15 protein-coding genes are annotated in these 17,680 nt (G+C 76.8%); all 15 read right to left on the bottom strand.

Annotated features, from left to right (window positions below):
* Positions 1-913: hypothetical protein (locus tag ACH9EU_RS01030; RefSeq protein ID WP_396412068.1), on the bottom strand; the 913-nt coding region annotated here is incomplete at its 3' end.
* The gene (locus ACH9EU_RS01025) at positions 910-2,250 is read right to left on the bottom strand and encodes an AAA family ATPase (RefSeq protein WP_396412067.1); all 1,341 of its coding nucleotides are present in this window, start codon (positions 2,248-2,250) and stop codon (positions 910-912) included. The genes ACH9EU_RS01025 and ACH9EU_RS01030, both read right to left, overlap by 4 nt.
* Positions 2,247-3,494: a contractile injection system tape measure protein gene (locus tag ACH9EU_RS01020; protein ID WP_396412066.1), complete on the bottom strand. Its 1,248-nt coding sequence runs from the start codon at positions 3,492-3,494 to the stop codon at positions 2,247-2,249. The genes ACH9EU_RS01025 and ACH9EU_RS01020 overlap by 4 nt, the downstream gene beginning before the upstream one ends.
* A complete protein-coding gene (locus tag ACH9EU_RS01015) occupies positions 3,491-5,554 on the bottom strand; it encodes a hypothetical protein (protein WP_396412065.1) in 2,064 nt (687 codons plus the stop codon). The genes ACH9EU_RS01020 and ACH9EU_RS01015 overlap by 4 nt, the downstream gene beginning before the upstream one ends.
* Positions 5,555-5,572: 18 nt before the next feature.
* Complete coding sequence (locus ACH9EU_RS01010; protein WP_396412064.1) at positions 5,573-6,424, bottom strand: hypothetical protein; 852 nt, start codon at positions 6,422-6,424, stop codon at positions 5,573-5,575.
* Positions 6,417-8,042, bottom strand: coding sequence for a hypothetical protein (locus tag ACH9EU_RS01005; RefSeq protein ID WP_396412063.1), 1,626 nt, complete (start codon positions 8,040-8,042; stop codon positions 6,417-6,419). Before ACH9EU_RS01005 ends, ACH9EU_RS01010 begins: the two co-directional genes overlap by 8 nt.
* Positions 8,039-10,738 carry a baseplate J/gp47 family protein gene (locus ACH9EU_RS01000; protein ID WP_396412062.1) on the bottom strand — a complete coding sequence of 900 codons (2,700 nt, stop codon included), beginning with the start codon at positions 10,736-10,738 and terminating at the stop codon, positions 8,039-8,041. The genes ACH9EU_RS01005 and ACH9EU_RS01000 overlap by 4 nt, the downstream gene beginning before the upstream one ends.
* On the bottom strand, positions 10,735-11,160 hold the full coding sequence (locus ACH9EU_RS00995) for a GPW/gp25 family protein (protein ID WP_396412061.1): 426 nt from the start codon (positions 11,158-11,160) through the stop codon (positions 10,735-10,737). Before ACH9EU_RS00995 ends, ACH9EU_RS01000 begins: the two co-directional genes overlap by 4 nt.
* Complete coding sequence (locus tag ACH9EU_RS00990) at positions 11,157-11,435, bottom strand: PAAR domain-containing protein (protein ID WP_396412060.1); 279 nt, start codon at positions 11,433-11,435, stop codon at positions 11,157-11,159. Before ACH9EU_RS00990 ends, ACH9EU_RS00995 begins: the two co-directional genes overlap by 4 nt.
* 50 nt (positions 11,436-11,485) lie before the next feature.
* Positions 11,486-13,213: a phage baseplate assembly protein V gene (locus ACH9EU_RS00985; protein ID WP_396412059.1), complete on the bottom strand. Its 1,728-nt coding sequence runs from the start codon at positions 13,211-13,213 to the stop codon at positions 11,486-11,488.
* A complete protein-coding gene (locus ACH9EU_RS00980; protein WP_396412058.1) occupies positions 13,210-13,884 on the bottom strand; it encodes a CIS tube protein in 675 nt (224 codons plus the stop codon). The genes ACH9EU_RS00985 and ACH9EU_RS00980 overlap by 4 nt, the downstream gene beginning before the upstream one ends.
* On the bottom strand, positions 13,881-14,048 hold the full coding sequence (locus ACH9EU_RS00975; RefSeq protein WP_396412057.1) for a hypothetical protein: 168 nt from the start codon (positions 14,046-14,048) through the stop codon (positions 13,881-13,883). Before ACH9EU_RS00975 ends, ACH9EU_RS00980 begins: the two co-directional genes overlap by 4 nt.
* A gap of 1 nt (position 14,049) precedes the next feature.
* Positions 14,050-14,511: a phage tail protein gene (locus tag ACH9EU_RS00970; protein WP_396412056.1), complete on the bottom strand. Its 462-nt coding sequence runs from the start codon at positions 14,509-14,511 to the stop codon at positions 14,050-14,052.
* A 4-nt stretch (positions 14,512-14,515) separates the two neighbouring features.
* Positions 14,516-14,956, bottom strand: a complete 441-nt coding sequence (locus ACH9EU_RS00965) for a phage tail protein (protein WP_396412055.1) — start codon at positions 14,954-14,956, stop codon at positions 14,516-14,518.
* 111 nt (positions 14,957-15,067) lie between these two features.
* Complete coding sequence (locus ACH9EU_RS00960) at positions 15,068-17,677, bottom strand: phage tail sheath subtilisin-like domain-containing protein (RefSeq protein ID WP_396412054.1); 2,610 nt, start codon at positions 17,675-17,677, stop codon at positions 15,068-15,070.
* Positions 17,678-17,680: the final 3 nt, after the last annotated feature.

Raw genomic sequence — 17,680 nt, 5'->3', positions numbered from 1 at the left:
GCCGCCCGGCGGCCGCCACGACGTCGGTGGCGGCCCCGGGCACGTGGGCCGGGACGACGCCCGCCCCGGGGGGTGCGACCTCCGGGCTCGGCGGGGCCGGGGGCACCGGCGCGGGCGGGGCGGTGATCACGGGACCGAAGAGCCCGGTCAGCGCGGCGCGGATCGCGGCGTCGAGGACCCGCAGCGCCTCGGGACCGTCGGTGCCGTAGCGACCGGGGGCGAGGAAGAGCTCGGTGTCCGTCACGAAGGCCGGCACCCCGCCCAGGGAGGCGTCCCGGTGGATCTGCAGCCGCGACGGGTCGACGCCGAGGAGCCCCCGGTAGACCTCCGCGAGGCGGGGGCTGAGCGGCTCGCCGGGGGGCAGGGCGCCGCCGGGCAGGCGGATCGTGGCCTGCCCGCCGGAGCGGGGGGCCTCGACGTTCTCCGCGGGCCGCCACACGGCCTCGGCCGGCAGGGACCGCAGGTCCACCCCGAGGGCGGCGCCGCGCAGCGTGACGGCGGGCGCGGCCAGGGGCTGCTCCGGGTCCCAGCCCTCCACCGTCCACGTGGCCTCCCCGAGACGCAGGCCGGCGAGCCCCACCCGGGCGGACATCGCGACGGTGCCGTCGAGGGAGCCGTCCGAGCGGAAGCCGGCCCGGCCGTGGAGCTCGGCGAACGGGACGCGCCCGCTCAGCAGGACCTCCCCGCCGGCCGCGCCCCACTCGGCGCGCACCGCCGCGAGCCCGCCGGCGGTCGTGGCGCCGAGCTCGACGACGCCCGCCCCGTCGCGGGCACGCGGCACCGAGCGCAGCACGGTCTCCGCGTCCGGTCCGCGCGCGGCCGTGGCGGTGTCGGCGGCGAGGTCGGCGGCCGAGCGCGTGGCCCCCGCCGAGGCGGTCTCCGTCCCGCGGGCCCGGACCGCGGGGGCGCTCACGCCGGCACCGTCCGTCCCGCCTTCTCGAACTGGCGGCGCACGCCGGTCAGCAGGTGCCCGGCCGTGACGACGCCGCCGTCCGCGGCGGCGAGGTAGGCGGCGTCCAGCACGGCGTCGCGGATCTGCGCCCCGGTCAGGGGGTAGCGCCGGGCGAGGCCGGTGAGGTCGACGCCGGGCTCCAACGGGAGCCGTTCCGGGGCGACGGCCGCCCAGAGCCGTTCCCGCTCGGCCGGGCCGGGCTCGGGGAACTCGACCATGACGTGGATGCGGCGCCGGAAGGCGGTGTCGATGTTGGCGAGCAGGTTCGAGGTGAGGACCACGACGCCGGGGTGCTGCTCGACCCGCGACAGCAGGTAGGAGACCTCCTGGTTCGCGTAGCGGTCGTGGGCGTCGCCGATCTCGGTGCGGGCGCCGAAGACGGCGTCCGCCTCGTCGAAGACGAGCACGCAGTGCTCGCGCGCCGCCCGGTCGAAGACCTTGGCCAGGGCCTTCTCGGTCTCGCCGATGTACTTGGACACGAGCGCGGAGAGATCCACGACGTACGCGGGCAGCCCCGCCGAGGCCGCCAGGGCCGCCGCCGTCATCGTCTTCCCGGTCCCCGGGGGGCCGTGGAAGAGGGCGATGAGCCCGGACGCGTTGTCGTGGTGGGCGCCGAAGCCCCAGTCCTCGACGACGACGTCACGGTGGGCGATCCGGGCCGCGAGGTCGTCGATGCGGGCGCGGGCGGCCGCGGGCAGGACGACGTCCCCGAGGTCGTGGACCGTGGTGAGCAGCCGGGCGGGGAAGTCCGACGACGCCGTGGGCGCCGCCGGTGGCAGCCCCAGCACCCAGGCGAGCAGCCCCGGGTCGGGCCGCAGTGCCCCGGACAGGTCGTCCGGCGGGTCGAGGACGAGCAGCCCCCGGGACCGCAGCCGGCCCTGGGCCGAGAGCAGGACCGTGGCGTCGAGCCGGCCCCGGAAGGAGCGGGCCACGAGGGCCCGGGCGACCTCGCCGGTCAGCCCGGCCACGCCCGGCCGGTCGGTGAGCCCGCCGTAGCGCACCGCGAACCGCTCGTCCACGAAGGGGGCGACCGCGGCCACGAGCACCACGGCCTCCGCCGCCGACAGCCCGGTCAGGGCGATGACCTCGGCCAGCGGTCCCGTCCCGTCGAAGCGCCGCAGGGGCGGCAGCCCCTCGCCCTCGCCCTCGATGCCGAGGCGGCGGCCCGCCGGCCCGCCGCGGCGCTCCTCCACGCGCACGGCGATCAGCGCGTCGAGGAGCTCCAGCGCCGCCCGCAGCTCGGCGACGGGTGCTGCTGCTCCCCGTTCCGCGGCGGGTGCGCCGGCCGGGGCGCTCACCGGAACCTCACGGTGAGCGGGGGCGACCACGGCAGCTTGAGCAGCCCCACCGGGTAGGGCAGCAGCGGCAGCAGGACGTCCAGCGGGTGGGTCGCGGCGGTGAGCAGCACCGGGTCCCGGTCGGTGTCCAGGACGCCGGAGCGGGCGATCCACGAGTGCCGCACGAAGACCTCGCTCGAGCGCTCGAAGCCGGGCAGCAGCGCCGCGAAGGAGGCGAGCACGCCGGCCGCGGAACCGGCCACCTCAGCGAGGGCGGGCAGGGGCACGCGGGTCCGCCGGAGCGGTTGCAGCGGATCGGGCCGCCCGGCCAGCAGCCGCACGAGCGGGTCGTCGGCGGCGGCCGGGTCGTCGGGGTCCACGACGGCGGCCAGCGCCGCCTCGCGCACGTCGACGGGGTCGAGGTCCGGGTGCAGGTCCTCGGCCCGCCGGCAGTGGTCGCCGAGCCAGGGGTAGAGCAGCACGAGCCCGGCGGCCCGGGTGAGGCCCGCGGGCGGCAGGTCGCCGCCGTCCTCGTCCGCGAGCTCGGCGAGCAGGGCGAGCCGGGTCAGGACCTCGCGCTCGGCGGCGCCGCCGGCCCCCGGGGCCTCGGGCGGGGGTTGCCCCTCCGGGCGGGCCGGACCGCGGGCGTGGCCGTGCGCCGGGTCCCCACGGACCGGGTCCCCGCGGACCGGGTCCACGGGCCCGGGCGGACCGGGGGGCGCGGGGGCGGAACCCTCCGCGGCGCCGGAGCCGGGCGTCGGGAGGTCCAGGGCCGCGGCCAGGCGGCGCAGCAGCAGCGTCCACTCGGCGGCGGGCAGACGCTCCCGGACGGCGGCGGCGGTCCGGGGGTCCCCGAGGGCCAGCAGCGCGGGCGGCAGCCGCCGGCCCGGCTCGGGGCTCGCGAGCCAGTCCCGGGCCGCGGCCGCGGGATCGGCCCGTCCGCGGGCCGCCCGCGCTCGGTCGGCCGGCGGACGGGCGCCCGGCGCCTCGCGCCGTCCCCTCCCGTCCCGGTCCCCGGAGCGGGAGGGGGCGCCGGGCCCCGCGGCGAGCACACCGGCCCGGACGGCGTCCGCCCAGAGCACGGCGAGGGTCTCGTCGTCGTGGTCGGCGACGTCGAGCGCGACGACGACCCGGTCGACCACGACGTCGCCGACGTCGGCCAGCGCCCGCTCGAGCGCGCGCGGCAGGACCGTGGCCGCCACGCGCGCCAGCCGCCGCGCGGCGGGACCGCGCAGCCGCAGCGTGTCGACCGCGACGTCGGTCACGGCAGCAGCCCCCCGAGGTCGCGCAGCTGGGCGTCGAGCCGGCGGCCGAGGTCCTCGCTGACCCCGGAGGCCTTGACCGCGGTCCGCAGGGCCCCGAGCACCTCGAGGGTGGCCGCCGCGATCGCCGTCGCGTCGGCGGGCGCCTCGGGTCCCACCGCCTCGGCGAGCTTCTCCCGGGCGCGGTCGGCGGCGGTGACGTGGCGCTGGAAGTTCCGGTTCCCGGGTGCGGGCAGGGTGCGCATCGCCTCGAGCGTGGTCGCCGCGAAGTCCACGACGCCCTGGCCCAGGGCCTTGTCGACCCCCGCCGTGCGGACGTCGAGGTCGGGCCGGAGGCCCCCTCGGCCCGGGAACCGCTGGAGGACGTCGATCTTGCCCTCGAGGACCGTGATCCGGCCCTGGATCGCGCCGACGTCCTGGAGGCCCTGCTCGACGGTGTCGATGCGGGTGCCGAAGGATCCGGGGTCGAAGCTGTCCTTGTAGCCGGTGAAGTCCTGGCGCAGGACGGTGAGGTCCCCGCCGAGGTCCGCGAGCGCCGTCCGCGTCTCCTCGATCCGGGCGTCGAGGCCCGCGGCGAGCCCGGTGACCTCCCCGGCGGCCTTCTGCGCGGCGTCGACCGCCTCCATCGCCGCGGGGAGGGCGGTCCCGACGAGCCGGGTGTTGCGCAGGGCGGGGACCCGGCCGGTGGCGACCACGGTCCCGCCGGAGTCCACGGACAGCACGATCGTGTCCGAGGGGCTGAACCCGCCCGAGGGCAGGTACCCCTCGAGGGCCTGCGCGTCGCCGGGGGCCAGGACGCGGACGTCGGCGAGGCCGCCCCGGTCCGTGATGTGGCCCTCCAGGACGTTCCTGACGTCGGTGCCGGGACGGCCGATGTAGTCCGTCGCCCCGATGACGCCGTCCTCGAACCGGTCCCACCGCTCGGTCTCGTAGATCCGCCACGGCTCCTTCCAGGGCGGCTCCTCGGGCGGGTACCAGATCGGGCCCAGGGGGTCGAGGGGCTCGAACTCCCACTCCCACGGTCTCCGCCAGTCGTCCGGGATCACGGGCGGCGGGTAGTAGATGTTGACGCACCTGCCCTTGACGAGGATGGAGCCCTTGGGGCACGCCACCGGGTCCGGGGTGGTCCCCGAGGGCACGGGGTCCGGCGGCGCGTAGCCCGCCAGCAGCGCCTCGAGCTCGTCGCGGTACCGGCCGGCGGGGTCCGTGCAGGTTCCGCCCAGGAAGGCGTCGGTGAGCCCGCGCGGCGGCTCCCAGGCGTGCCGGTAGGCGCAGTCGAAGACCCAGGCGGACCCGACCTGGTGCACCCAGCCCAGCACCACGCCCGGTGTCGTCGTCGGCCGGTCGCAGGAGAGCCGCACGAGGGCCTCGATCCGCAGCAGGTCGAGGGCGGCGAAGAGCACCATGTTCAGCCAGCCCGCCTTGTACCCCTTGATGCCGGCGGAGTCCCCGGAGGCGATCGACGTGGCCTGCAGCTTCGCGATGAGGGCGGGGTCCGCCAGGGGCGCCGTGCCGTTGGTGAGCCGGGTGGCGACGGCGTCCCGGAGGGCGGTGTAGGAGTTGATGGGCGTGGAGTCGAGGGCCAGGCGGAGGGGCTCCACCGCGAGCAGCGGGTCCGCGGCGAAGTCCATCCGGGTGCCGGTGACGCGGCCGGCGACGGTGCGCACGGCCACGGACCTGGTGTGCAGCTCCGCGTGCCCGGCGCAGTTCTCCTCGCCGCACTCGGGGGCCGGTTCGACCGTGTCGGTGGCCTCGAGCACCACGCTGAAGCCCCCGGGGCCGGTGGCGACGAAGTCGTAGGACGGCGTCATCGCGACCGGCGCGAGGGAGATCGTCTCGGCGGCCGCCAGGACGAGCGGCTCCCCGCGCTGGTCGACCGCCAGTCCCGGCCGGACGGTCAGGGTGGCGCCGGCGACGGTGCCCCCGAGGCCGCAGTTGACGCCGAAGCCCGTCATCCGGCCCACCAGGCGGTCGCGCGCGTGCAGGAACGCGCGGAGGTCGTTGAGCTCCGCCGCGGTGAGGGTCTGACCGCCCTCGAAGACGGGGTACTGGTTGTCTGACATCGCTGGTTTCCCTTCGGACTACTCGTCCGGCTCGGTCGGGAGGAGCCCGACGTCGAGCCGGTCGACGCTGCGGCCCTCGTCGATGCACTCGTGGATGTGGACGCCGCTCTCGTGGCTCACCACGGAGACGACCGAGCACAGCAGGGCGTTGAGGTCCCGCTGCTGCTGCTCCACGGCCGCGGCGTAGTCCGCGACGTCGGACGCCGTGGGGTCCTCGGGGAGCACCGGGGGCGAGCCCAGCACCGCGAGGTCCTCGAACACGTCCGGGTCCACAAAGCAGACCCGGACGCGCACGTGCGCCGGCGCGTAGCGGCGGACGAACCCGGCGGCCTCCGCCCGCCGGGCCCACGTGTCGAATCCGGGGGTGCCGGGCACGAACAGCGTGGCGGTGTACGGCAGGCCCGTGAGCCCCGGCCCCGGCGCCGTGAAGTGCTCGAGCAGGTACGGCGCGCCCGCGGGCGGCAGCCCGAAGTACAGGCAGAACCAGCTGAGGAACCCGCGCGGGGTGCCGCGGCGCCGCCACAGGCGGGCGCACCGGGCCAGGAACTCGCGGCGCCGCCCGAGGCCGGCCTCGTCGCGGGTCCAGCTCGCCGGGAACACGAAGCCCGCCCACGCCGCGACGTCGTCGTAGGCCCCGAGGTAGGCGTCGAGGAGGGCGTCGGCCCCGGCGTCCAGGGGCAGGTCGGTGGGCCAGCGCAGCACGGCGTCGGGGCCCAGCCCGGTGAGCAGGTCCTCAAGACGCTCGACCACCGCGTGGCTGAGCTCGTCGGCCAGGCCCAGGTACGCGTCGACCTGCGCGAAGGAGACGGCGTCCTCCTGGTAGACCGCCGGGAGCTGGGCCGAGAGCCGGGTGTGGTCGGGGCTACGCATCGTGGCACTCCGTGGCCAGGGCGAAGCGCACGCGCAGGCAGTCGTCCTCCGCGAGCGCCGGCACCGCGTTCTTCGGGATCGGCAGCTGCCCGGCCGACTGGGGCACGAAGCCGGCCTCCCCCCGGACCTTCATCGCCAGCCGCTCCACGCCGTGCACGAGCGGGTTGCCGGCCACGGCCTCGACGACCTCGCTGAAGCGCACGGGCCGCCCCGGGAGCCAGCCGCCCGGCGGCTGGTCGGCGCGCGGCCACGGCCCGTCCACGCCCGCCGGGGGCCGGGCCACCGTCTCCTCGGGGCGGCCGGCGGCGAAGAACGCGCTCAGCCGGGCCCTAACGTCGGCGACGACGGCGGCCCGGTCGGTGCCCACGCCGGTGACGAGGACCGCCTGGACCAGGACCGGGGCGTCCTCGAGCAGGCTCGCCCCCACCTCGTCGCCGATGAGCCGGCGCGGCTCGAGGTCGTCGCGGTCGGTGCGCCAGTCGGGGAACGGCGCACCGGCCTCGGGCCCCACGGCGGCCCGGAGCACCGCCCGCAGGAAGGCGTCCGTGCCGCCGGTCCCGGCGACGCGCTCGACCACGAGGGTCAGGGCGGCGGCGTCCTCGTCCACCGCCACGGAGCTCAGCGTCCCGGTGGGCAGGCCGTTCCACGCGACCCCGGGCAGGCGCCCGGGCACCGCCCACGCGCGGCCGACCTGGGGGTGGGCGCGGGCCCGCCGCGCGTAGTCCTCGGCGGTGACGGGCTCGCACGTCAGGGCCTGGACCGGGTGCGGGGGCCACACGGCCGTGCGCCCCTGCGGGTCCTCCAGGTCCTCGGGCACCGTGCCGGGCGGCTCCGGGGCCGCCGCCATGGCGATCCGGGCCTCCTCCGGGTCCAGGCCGTCGGCCAGGAGGGCGTCGCGGACGGCCGGGGCGGTGGCGGCGGTCGCCGCCCGCACCTGCTCGAGCCGGGCCGCGAGGGCCTCCCGGGAGAGCCGGCGGCGCTCGCGGCGGACGAGGGCCGCGATCTCCTCCTCCCACAGGGGGAGGGAGAACGCGAGCTCGGCGGCCGCCCGGGCGTCGCCGGCCGCCGGGTCGTCCGGGTCGCGGTGGGCGGCGACGGCGTCGGCGACGACGTCGGCCCGCTCCTGGGCGGTCCGCCGCACCAGCCGGGAGCGCATGAGCGCCACGACCGCCGGGCGCAGCGGCGCGGAGAGCACCGCGGACCAGGGCGCCCGGGACAGCAGCGCGACGGCCTCCGCCGCGGAGGCGCAGCCGTGCACCAGGGGCTCGAGGACCACGGCGGAGGTGGGGCCCGGGGCGGCCAGGGCGTTCGCGATCGCGGTGAGGGACCCTGCCGGCAGGCTCGCGTGCCAGTGCCGGTCGGCGTCGGCGGCCCAGCCGCGGGTCTCGAGGGGCCAGCCGTCGAGGCGCCGCTCGGCCACCCGGTAGTGCAGGTCCGCGAGACCGAACGCGGCCACCTCGGCGAGCGTGACGCCGGGGTCCACCGGGTTGTGGTCGGTCCATCCCGGGGCGGCCGTGGCCGCGAGCCGCCGCATGAGCCGGGCGCGCACCGTCTCCCAGTCGGCGTCGGGCGGCTCGGGGACGAACCGGGCGATGGGTGCTCCGGGTGGCGTGGTCACAGCTGCTCCTCGCACGTGAGGCGGTGGTCGGTCCCCGAGCAGTACAGGCCCCGGCACGGGTCCACGGCGACCTGCTCCACCGCGGCCCCGCCGGCGTCGTGCAGCGCGAAGGACGTCACGACGTCGACCACGGGGAGGCGCTCGAGGAACGCCACGAGCGTGGACGCGTAGAGGGGGCGGCCCCAGCGGACCGGGGTGGTCCCGGTCGGGTGCAGCACCGCCTCGAGGGCCGAGATCACGGCCTCCTTGCCGGTCAGGGCCGCGATGCCGCGGCGCAGGGTGATCTCGGCGACCACCGTGACCGGGACGTACTCGGGGCACAGCACGTGCACCGCGGCACCCATGGGCCTCAGCGGTCCGAGGGCGTCGACGACCCGCCCGGAGAGGCTGACCGAGGGCCGCGGCCGGGGGTCGAGCGGCCGGTCGGGGACGACCACGAGCCCGACGCTGCCCGGGGCGGCGGCGCCCGTGCGGTCCGTGTGCGGCAGGCACAGCACGGCCGCGACCTCCGGGAAGGACAGCGCCACGAGCTGCTCGTAGTCCCACGGCGTCAGCGCCCGGCCGCGGTGGCGCGTCCGGGCGGAGGCGCGCTCGAGGTAGTCGTGGTCCTGCTCGGGGCCGCGTCCCCGCACCGAGGCCACGTTGGTGACCTTCTTGACCCCCCGGATCGGGGTCAGCGCGCCCTTCACGGTGCCCGGCGGCAGGGCGGTCGCCGAGCTGGGGTCCAGCGCGGGCTCCGCCGCGGCGGAGACGAACTCGGCCACGACCGCGTCGAGCACGAGGTCCCGGACGTCGCCGAGGCGGTCCGGCTGGTCGGTGACGAGACGGATCCACCGGCCGGTCGCCGCCGCCGTGTCGGGGCATCCGGGGGGCCATCCGGCGGGGACGACGAAGCGGAGCAGACCGGACTCGCGCAGCCGGCCCGTGCCGTCGGCCACGGCGAGCTCGGCCCAGGCGGAGCCGTCCCACCACTGCCAGGACGCGGCCACGGGCTCCGAGCTGCCGCAGGGCGCGGCGGAGTCGATCTCGAACCAGAGCGAGACGCTCGAGCCCACGGCGGCGTCCGGGAGGTCCAGGCCCAGGGCGACCATCGCCGGGGCCCCCGTCGCCGAGACGGCCCGGCGGAAGGGCCGGAACGTCCCGGTGGCGGGCTGCACCTGCCGCCGCCAGCCGCTGCGGGCCTCGACCCGGCTCGCCGCGACCGGCGACGTCGTGTACCGCACGGTGAGCTCCGAGGCGATGGGCGGCACCGGCACCACGGGCATCGTCGGCGTCGGGGTCGTGCCGGCCACGGCCTGGGTGGCGAAGTCCGCGACGTCCTGCTGGTAGGCGGTCCAGCCGAAGTCCCCGGCGGCCAGGAACGCCCGGACGTAGTGGCCGGCCTGCCCGGACACGGCGAACGGCTCCGAGGCCACGGCCGAGCCGGCGATCGTGGCCGAGACCGTGCCGAAGCTGCTCGACGCCGTCCCGAAGTCGGTCCATCCGCTGCCGACCCGCCGCTGCCAGCGCACCGTGGGCGTGCTCGTCTCCGACACCGCGCCGTAGACCGACTCCCACTCGTCGGCGATCGAGGGATACTTCTCCCCCGCCGCCGACCTCATGCGCCGGAGGTTGTCCTGCAGCTTCTTCGCGATCCGGTCCGGGATGCCGCTGCCGCCCGCCGAGGCGGAGAGGGGCGCGCCGCCCTCCTGCAGGATCGTCACCAGGATGTCGACGGTCGCGAGCTTCTTGCCGAACGCCTCGTCGGAGCGGACGTAGAACGCGTCCCCGCGCTTGGCGACCGCGCCGTAGGGCTGGAACTCCTTGGTCACGTCCACGGCGCCGTCGTTGTAGAACGCCGCCTCCGGGACGTACGGGCTGCGCCGGGCGATCCGCACCGTCACGCCGGTGAAGGACAGGTCCTCGGGGACGGGGACGGTCGGCGGGACCACGCACTCGAGCCACGGCGACGTGCCCTCCGGGGCGCCGCAGCCGGAGGGCAGGGTCACGGTGACCGAGGAGCCGGCCACGGTGCCGGTCAGGGTGGGGCTGACCGTGCCGTCCGCCCGGGAGCACCGCCACACGGCCCCCGCGAGCCCGGCGACGCCCGTGGCGCCGGTGAAGGCCAGGACCGCGTCGAGGTCCCCGCCCTCGAAGGCCAGGGCCGGGGAGGACACCCGCAGCACGTGCGGGGCGTCGGGGCCGGCGGCCGGGCGCAGCGGGAAGTCCGGGGCGCTCGCGGCGACCCCCGGCAGGCCCGCGGCCGTCCCGCCGGGCACGAGCGAGCGCACGCCCGTCAGGACGGCGCCGTGGGCGGTGAGGGCGTCCAGCGTCCGGTAGCGGCGCTCGTTGCCGGCGGCGTCCTTGCCGCCGCGCAGCAGCGTGCCCCGCGGCACGACGGCCGGGGCGAGCTTGGGGTCGACGCTCGCGTGGGCGACGACCCGGTCCGGCAGGGCGGGCAGCCGGCCGATGCCGAGGACGTCCTCGAGCCAGGCCCGGCGCGTGCTCGCGGAGAGAGTGGCCGCGTGCTCGTCGAGCAGCGCGTACTCCCCGGCGAGGGCCGCCAGCAGCTCCCGGTCTGGCTCCCCCTCCGGGGACGGCAGGCCGTCCGGCCCGGCTCCGAACAGCACGTCGGCCCACGTGGCGGCGTCGTCGTAGGCCACGAGCCGCCCGGCCGCGGCCATGGCCGCGAGCACCTGGGCGGGGGTCCGGCTCACGACGCACCGGCCAGGTAGAAGGGCACCACGAGGCTCGTGGGGCGGCGGTGCCGGTCGATGCGGTAGGAGATCGTCACGTCCACCCGGTCCTCGGCCTCACCGGCGGGGACGGCCTGCACCGCGTCGACGACGACCCGCGGCTCGCCGAGCACGAGCGCCCGCCGCACGTCGTCGGCGAGACGGTGGCACGCGTCCGTGGTCCGGGGCTCGAAGACCCAGCGGTCCACGCCGGCGCCGAGGCCCGGGCGCATCACCCGGCTGCCGAGCATCGTGCGCAGCAGCAGGACCATTGCCTCCTCGACGTGCTGGGCGTCCTCGCTCGTCGCCACGGCGGGCACCCCGGCGGGCTCGTCCTCGGGGCGCCGCCAGCGCGGGGGGAAGGCCCAGCCCCGCCCGGCCTGGGGGTGGTCGGCGGCGGTCATCCCAGCACCACCGTGGGGCTGCCGGCGAGGACGGCGGCGCCGCACCCGCAGGAGTCGCCGGCGCGCAGGGCCGGGCGGCCCTGGACGAGCACGCTCGCCGATCCGGCGGGGAACGGCGTGGCCGGCGGGTGGGGCGGCGGGGAGGGCACGACGCACGCGTGGACGTCCCCGGCCACGGCGGCGGGCGCGCCGCCGATCAGGACCGTGGCGACGCCCGGCCCCGCGACCGTTCCGCCGTGCGCCGTGACGTCCCCGACGCGCGCTGCTGCCGGCATGTCCCCTCCTCTCGTGGTCCCGGCCGGACCGTGCGGTCCGGCCGTGCGGTCTAGTTGATGGTGATCAGGGCGCCCTTGAGGCCCAGGGACCCCGACGCCTTGAGGTCGAAGGTCGCGGAGCTCTCGATCTTCGAGGGGCCCGAGGTGGAGGCCTCGAGCTTGAGCGCGTCCAGGGTGACGGTCCCGGACGGGCTGCTGAGCACGATGTCGCCCTGCGCCGCGGTGAGCTCGATGCCGTCGGCGGAGAGCCGGATCGCGTTGCCGGAGTCCCGGTGGGTGAGCACCAGCGCGGAGTCCTGGTCGCTGATCACGAGGGTGTGGCCGGCCCCGGAGGCGAGGGTCACCGCGGCGGCCTCTCCGTCCTCGAGCCGCAGGGTGTGGCCCTCGGGGGAGACGAGCGTGCGGACCGCGTTGGTCTCGGGGTCGACGACGACGGGCGGCTGCTGCGCGCCGTTGTGCAGCGAGCCGAGCACCACGAGCTGCGAGGGGTCCCCGTCGACGGCGCCGACGAGCACCTCCTGCCCCACCCCCGGCACGATGACCGTCCCGGAGCCGTCCCCGGCGTCGAGGCAGGACAGCCGCGCCCAGACGCCGTCCCCGCCGTCGGAGCGCCACGGGAGCCGGACCCTGACCCGGTTCAGCGCCAGGGGGTCGTCGAGGGCCTCGACCACGCCGAGCGTGAGGGTCCCCTCCCCCCGGGCGGCGGGGGAGGGGGGCAGGACCCGCGGCGGGGAGCCGAGCTGGAACTCCGTGCGGTACCCCTGGGCGGAGAACCGGTGGCGTGCCGCCGTGACGTAGTGCGGCCCCGACATCCTCCGGCCGGCGCCGGCGACCGAGACCCAGCCGTCGCAGCGCAGCCCCGGGTCGCCCTGCACGACCCCCGTGCCGTGGACGTGGCCGAGGGCCGCCGTGCGCTGGGCGCCGACCGCCCGGGCGTCCGCCTCGGCCGGGACCGTGGTCGCGGCGGACTCGGCCCGTCCCTCGCGCAGCGGCCACCCGGCGTCGCCGAGGGCCGTGTCGTGCCGGGGCCGGTCGCCGGTGTCCAGGCCGGCGGCCTCGGCGCTCTCCTCGCTCTGCTCGGCCTCGAGGGTGTCGAGGTCCCAGGCCACGCCGACGGCGGTGTCGATCGCCCGGGTGAGGTCCTGCGTCAGGTGCAGCTCCACGAGGTCGCGGGTCCACGCGAGCTCGATCGGCTCCCGCGCCGTCGAGGGCGGGCGCATCACGAGCGTCGTCCCGCGCACGAGGACGATCCAGCCGAGCTCGGCGGCGCGGCGGGTCAGGGCCTCCCAGTCGCTGATCCGGTCGGTCACGAAGAACGGGTGGGTCACGCCCTCGGCGGCGTCCGTGCCGAGCGAGTAGTCGGCGGCGACGGCCGCGGCGACGTCGGCGTCGGTCACGTCGGCCAGCTGCCTCGACCGCGCGGGGTGGTCGAGCAGGACGGAGCGGGAGCGCCCCTCGACGCGCAGCACCGGGTGCCCGGCCCGGGGGAAGTGGGCGGTGAGGGAGACGATCACCCCGTCGAAGACGCTCGTGAGCTCCGAGTGGTAGCCGAGGGCCACCGCGATGTCCCGGCCCGGGCGGAACGGGCCGTCGTCGCTGTGCCGCACCTCGCGCCGGTCCGGGTCCCAGTTCTGCACCAGGAGCGTGAGCCGCCCGTGCCGGCCGACCTCCTCGTGGACGTCGAGCTCCACGACGTCGGCGGCCACGAGCGGCGCCAGGGGCTCGCCCCCGACGCGCACCTCGGCCTCCGGCCGGTCCCGCTGGGCGCCCCCGGTCATCGCGCCGGCTCCAGGGGCGGGAGCACCAGGACCTGCCCGGGCCTGAGGCCGCGCGGATTGGTGAGGCGGTTGGCCGCCGCGAGCGGGCGCCAGTAGGCCGGGTCGCCGTAGACTCCGGCGGCGATGGCGTCCAGGGCGTCGCCCTCCTTGACGAGCCACGTCTGGTACAGGTCGGGCGAGGCCGGCCGGTCCTCGGCCGCGACCTCCTCCGGGGACAGTGCCTCCTTGAGGGAGAGCTTCACCGTGGCGCGCAGGGGCTCGCCCGCGCGGTCGAAGAGCTTGTAGGTGACGTCCGCCTGGGTGAGGACCCCGCGGAAGCCGAACCGCCCCCAGTAGGCGTGGACGTAGTACGGCTGGTGGGTCTCGCCCTGGTACTGCGTGAGCCGGAGCAGGGCGTCGAGCAGGTCCCCGATCCCGCCGGGCTCGCCGACCACGCCGGTGCCGTCCAGCAGCAGGTCGATCTGCACCTGGTCCGGCTCGGCGCCGCTGTAGGACTGCTGCGGCGCCGAGGTGCCCGCCGACTGGGTCTGCTGGTAGAGGTTCTTGCGCGAGAAGGACAGCTCGGTCGGGTTGAGCAGCGCCTGCCAGCGCACGCCGGCGGGGCGCTCGAAGGCGATGTCGGCGTAGGCGTCGATGGTCAGCTTGGTCAGCTGCGCGGCGGTGAGGTTCACCGGTCCCACTCCCGGCGCAGGACCTCCAGGACGCGCTCGGTGGCCCGGCGCACGATCTCCTCCGTGTCGATCTCCCCCGGCGGCGCGGCCGCCGGGGCGGCCGGTGGCCCGGGGAGCGGGGCGACGACGGTCTCGGTGACGATCTCGCCGATGACGACGGCCATGTCAGCGCACCTTCTTCAGGACGAGCCCGTGGTGGGCGATCTCGATCGCCTCGACGGCGACGGCGGAGGCCTGGGCGTCCAGGTCGGGCCCGGTCAGCTTGACCGGCCAGCCCCGGGTGAAGGCCCAGACGCGCACCGGGACGAGCGCGCCCTCCACGGTGCTCATGAGCACGACCGTCCCGTCCCGGGGCGCGACGAGGCCGGTGACGGAGAACTCCGCGAACCAGTCCCACAGCTCCTGGAGCGGGCCGGCGCCCTGGGTGAGCACGAGGTTCGGGAAGGACGCCCGGCTCGGGAAGCGGTGGGTGAACCGGTTCTCGCCGCCCTCCTGGTACTCCTCCACGGCCACCTCGCCCGCCAGCCCGCTGCACTTGCTGAAGTTCACCGACGCGAGCCCGTCGATGGCCAGCACGAAGTGCGCCGTGGTGAACGGCTGGAGCACGGACGAGGCGAGCGGGAGCACGGCGTCAGCTCCTCGTCTCGATCTCGATGCCCTCGCAGGCGAACTCGACCGACTCGATCGCGACGTCGGTGCCGGTCGACTTCAGCCCGGGGCCCTCGAGCTTGACCGGCCAGGCGTCCCGCACCTTCCACGCCATCACCGGGTCGCCCTCCTCGTTGAGCAGGCTCACCGTGACGTCGCGGCGCTCGACCGTGCCGATGGAGATCGAGTTGTACCACTCGAAGAGGCCGTTGCCGGAGACCGCGGGGGCGATGCCGCGCTTGAGGGTCACGTTGGAGAACTTGCGCAGCCCGGGCTGCTTGCGGGTCGAGAACTGCGGGTCGGCGCCGCCGCGGTACTCGACGACCTCGGCCTCCATGGTCAGCCCGCTCACCTCCGAGAAGCTCACGGTCCGCTCCTGGTCCCCCCAGGAGACGGAGAAGTGCAGGGTGGTCATCGGGTACATGTCAGGCTCCTTCGGGCCGTGCGGTCGTCGTCGGGGTCGTCGTCCGGCTCGTCGCGGTCGTGCCGGCTGTCGTGCCGGCCGCCGTGCGCTCGGTCGTGGTCACGGCGGGCCTCACTCGGACAGCCGCTTGTGGCTGAAGCGGAAGACGACGAACTCCGCCGGTTTGGCCGGGGCGACCGCGACCTCGGTGACGATCAGCCCGAGGTCGATGTCGGTCTCGGTCATGGTCTCGCCCAGCCCCACCCGCACCCGGTAGGCTTGCTCCGGCCGGGCGCCGGCGAGGGCCCCGGCACGCCACTGCTGCTCGAGGAAGTTCTCCACGGAGACCTTCACGAGGATCCAGGTCTGGGCGGTGTTCGGCTCGAAGACCACCCACTGGGTGGCGCGGTCCACGGAGGTCTCCAGCATGTTGAAGAGCCGCCGGACGTTGACGTAGCGCCAGCGGGTGTCGTCGGTGGCGTTGCGCGCCCCCCACAGCCGGGTCCCGCGGCCGGGGAAGGACCGGATCAGGTTGACCCCGCCGGGGTTGAGCAGGTCCTGCCGGCGCTGGGTGTAGACCTGGGTCAGGCCCACGATGCCGGTCACCGTCTCGTTGCCCGGCGCCTTGTGCACCCCGCGCAGCCGGTCGGTCCGGGCCATCACGCCCGCGACGAAGCCCGAGGGCGGGACGGTCGTGAAGCGGTCGATGGAGTCCGGGTCGATCGTCACGATCCGCAGGTGCGGGGCGTAGACCGCGGCGTGGGTGCTCGAGAGGGTCGTGTTGCGCCAGTTCAGCAGCCCGGCGTCCTCGTCGAGGTCCGGGGGGTCGACGACGGCGAAGCGCCGGAAGTTCTCGCAATGGGTGACGACCTGCCCCACGAGGTCGGCCTGCAGCAGCGGGTCCCCGAGGGTCAGGGCGTCGGGGCAGATCACGACGGCCGGCTCGGGCACCTCCTCGAGCCGGGTCAGCCCGGCCCGGAAGTCGTCGTTGTCCGGCGGCCTGTCCGCGCCGATCCGGTCGACCGCGGTGTAGTAGGGGGCCGCGGCCAGCGACACGGCCGGCGCGCCCGGCCCCCGCGGCGCGACGGTGACGTGGGCGGAGACGCCGTTGACGACGTCGTCCTTGGCGAAGTACTGCGGGTGCTCGGGGCTCAGCGACAGGCCGGGGAACGACTCCACGGGGACGCCGCCGGCGGCGACGTGGAGCGCGAAGCGGGCCGCCACCACGGTGGCGCGCTCGACGGCGTAGAGGCCGAAGCGCGTCTGGGCCGTGTCCGAGACCCCGGTCGAGGCGGCGAAGCGCAGCACGTACGTGTCCCCGCCCGCGCGGGCGACCTCCGTGATCGGCGCGAAGGCCGTGCCGAGCCCGAGCCGGTCCCCCACGCGCGGCGCCACCGCGCACCGGACGGCGACGCCGGCGTCGGCGTCGGCCTGGAGGGTGAACGCCGCGTCCGTGTAGGTGTCCGCCGGGTCCGGGGCGGGGGCGAGCGAGAAGCCGGTCGCGGTCCGGGTCGCCACGACGTCGGGCACCCCGGCTCCCGTGTACGTGACCCGCGCGCCCGTGGGCAGGAACCCGTAGCTCGCCGCGACCTCGGCCGCGGTGAGGCCCGTGACGCTCAGCCCGGTGTCGGCGAGCCGGACCGCGACGACGGGGGCGTTGACGAGGACGCGGCCGCTCGGCGGGGGCGTGTCGCCGACCACCTCGAAGCGGTTGGTCTGCCAGGTGGCGGTCCGCCCGTCCGGCGTGGTGATCCGGGCGGCCGCGCTCTGCGGCGCGTTGGGCGCGAGATCGGCCGAGACCGGCGCGGTGAGCGGCCGCTCGAACGCGAGCGCCGACATCGCGAGGTTCGTCGTCGGGGGCGTTCCGGACGGCGCGCCGGCCACGGTCGCCGTGGCCGGGAAGTCGGCCCGGCGCTGGACGAAGGCCGCGCCCGGGACCGCTCCCGGTGCTGAGCCGAGGGTGAGCGTCACCCCGCTGCCGGCGGTCGCCACGTCGGTCACGAGCGCGCTCGAGCGCGACCCGTTGGGCGCCACGGCGACGACGACGTCCCCCCGGTGGAAGCCCTTGCCGGTGGGGAGGAAGACCGACGTCGCCCCGGCGGGGACAGCCGTCGCGACCACCGATCCCGTGGCCATGGCCGCGGCGCCGGTGGAGCCGAGCGTGATCGACGTGGGCGTCAGGGACACGACCGTGGCGGCGACCGGGGCCGCCACGGCGCCCGAGGCGGGCACGGGGACCAGCGCGAGGGCCTCCCCGGGCCGGAGCCCGGCCGTGGAGGCGACCTGCAGGGTGTGCGTGCCCGTGGCGGTGACGGAGACGGCCGGGCCCGTGGTCTCCGCCCGGTAGAACGCCCCGGAGGCCCCGGACTCGTCCGGGACCACGCCCACGGTGAGGCTGTTGCCCCACGCCCCGGGCGAGCTCGCGGACACGGCGAAGCTCTCGGTGCCCGAGACGTCGAAGACCGTCCAGGTCGCGCCCGTGGACGGGTCGACCCGGACGACCCACGCCGCCGGCCCTCCGTTCTCGAAGAAGCCGAAGACCGACTCGGCCGTGCGGCCACGGGCGGTCGCGGCGCCGAAGACGCGCTGGAAGTCGGCCCAGCCGTTGATCCGGGTCGGCTCGAGGACCGGCCCCTTGCGGGTCGTGCCGAGCACGGCCACGACGCTCGTGGGGGCGGCGGCGATCGGCTGGGGTCCGGAGGGGACCTCCTCGACGTACACCCCGGGTGACAGATAGTTCACGGT

Source organism: Kocuria rhizosphaerae (genome assembly GCF_044462265.1).
GTDB classification, from domain to species: Bacteria; Actinomycetota; Actinomycetes; order Actinomycetales; family Micrococcaceae; genus Kocuria; species Kocuria rhizosphaerae.
This window is presented reverse-complemented; position numbering and strand designations above follow the sequence as displayed.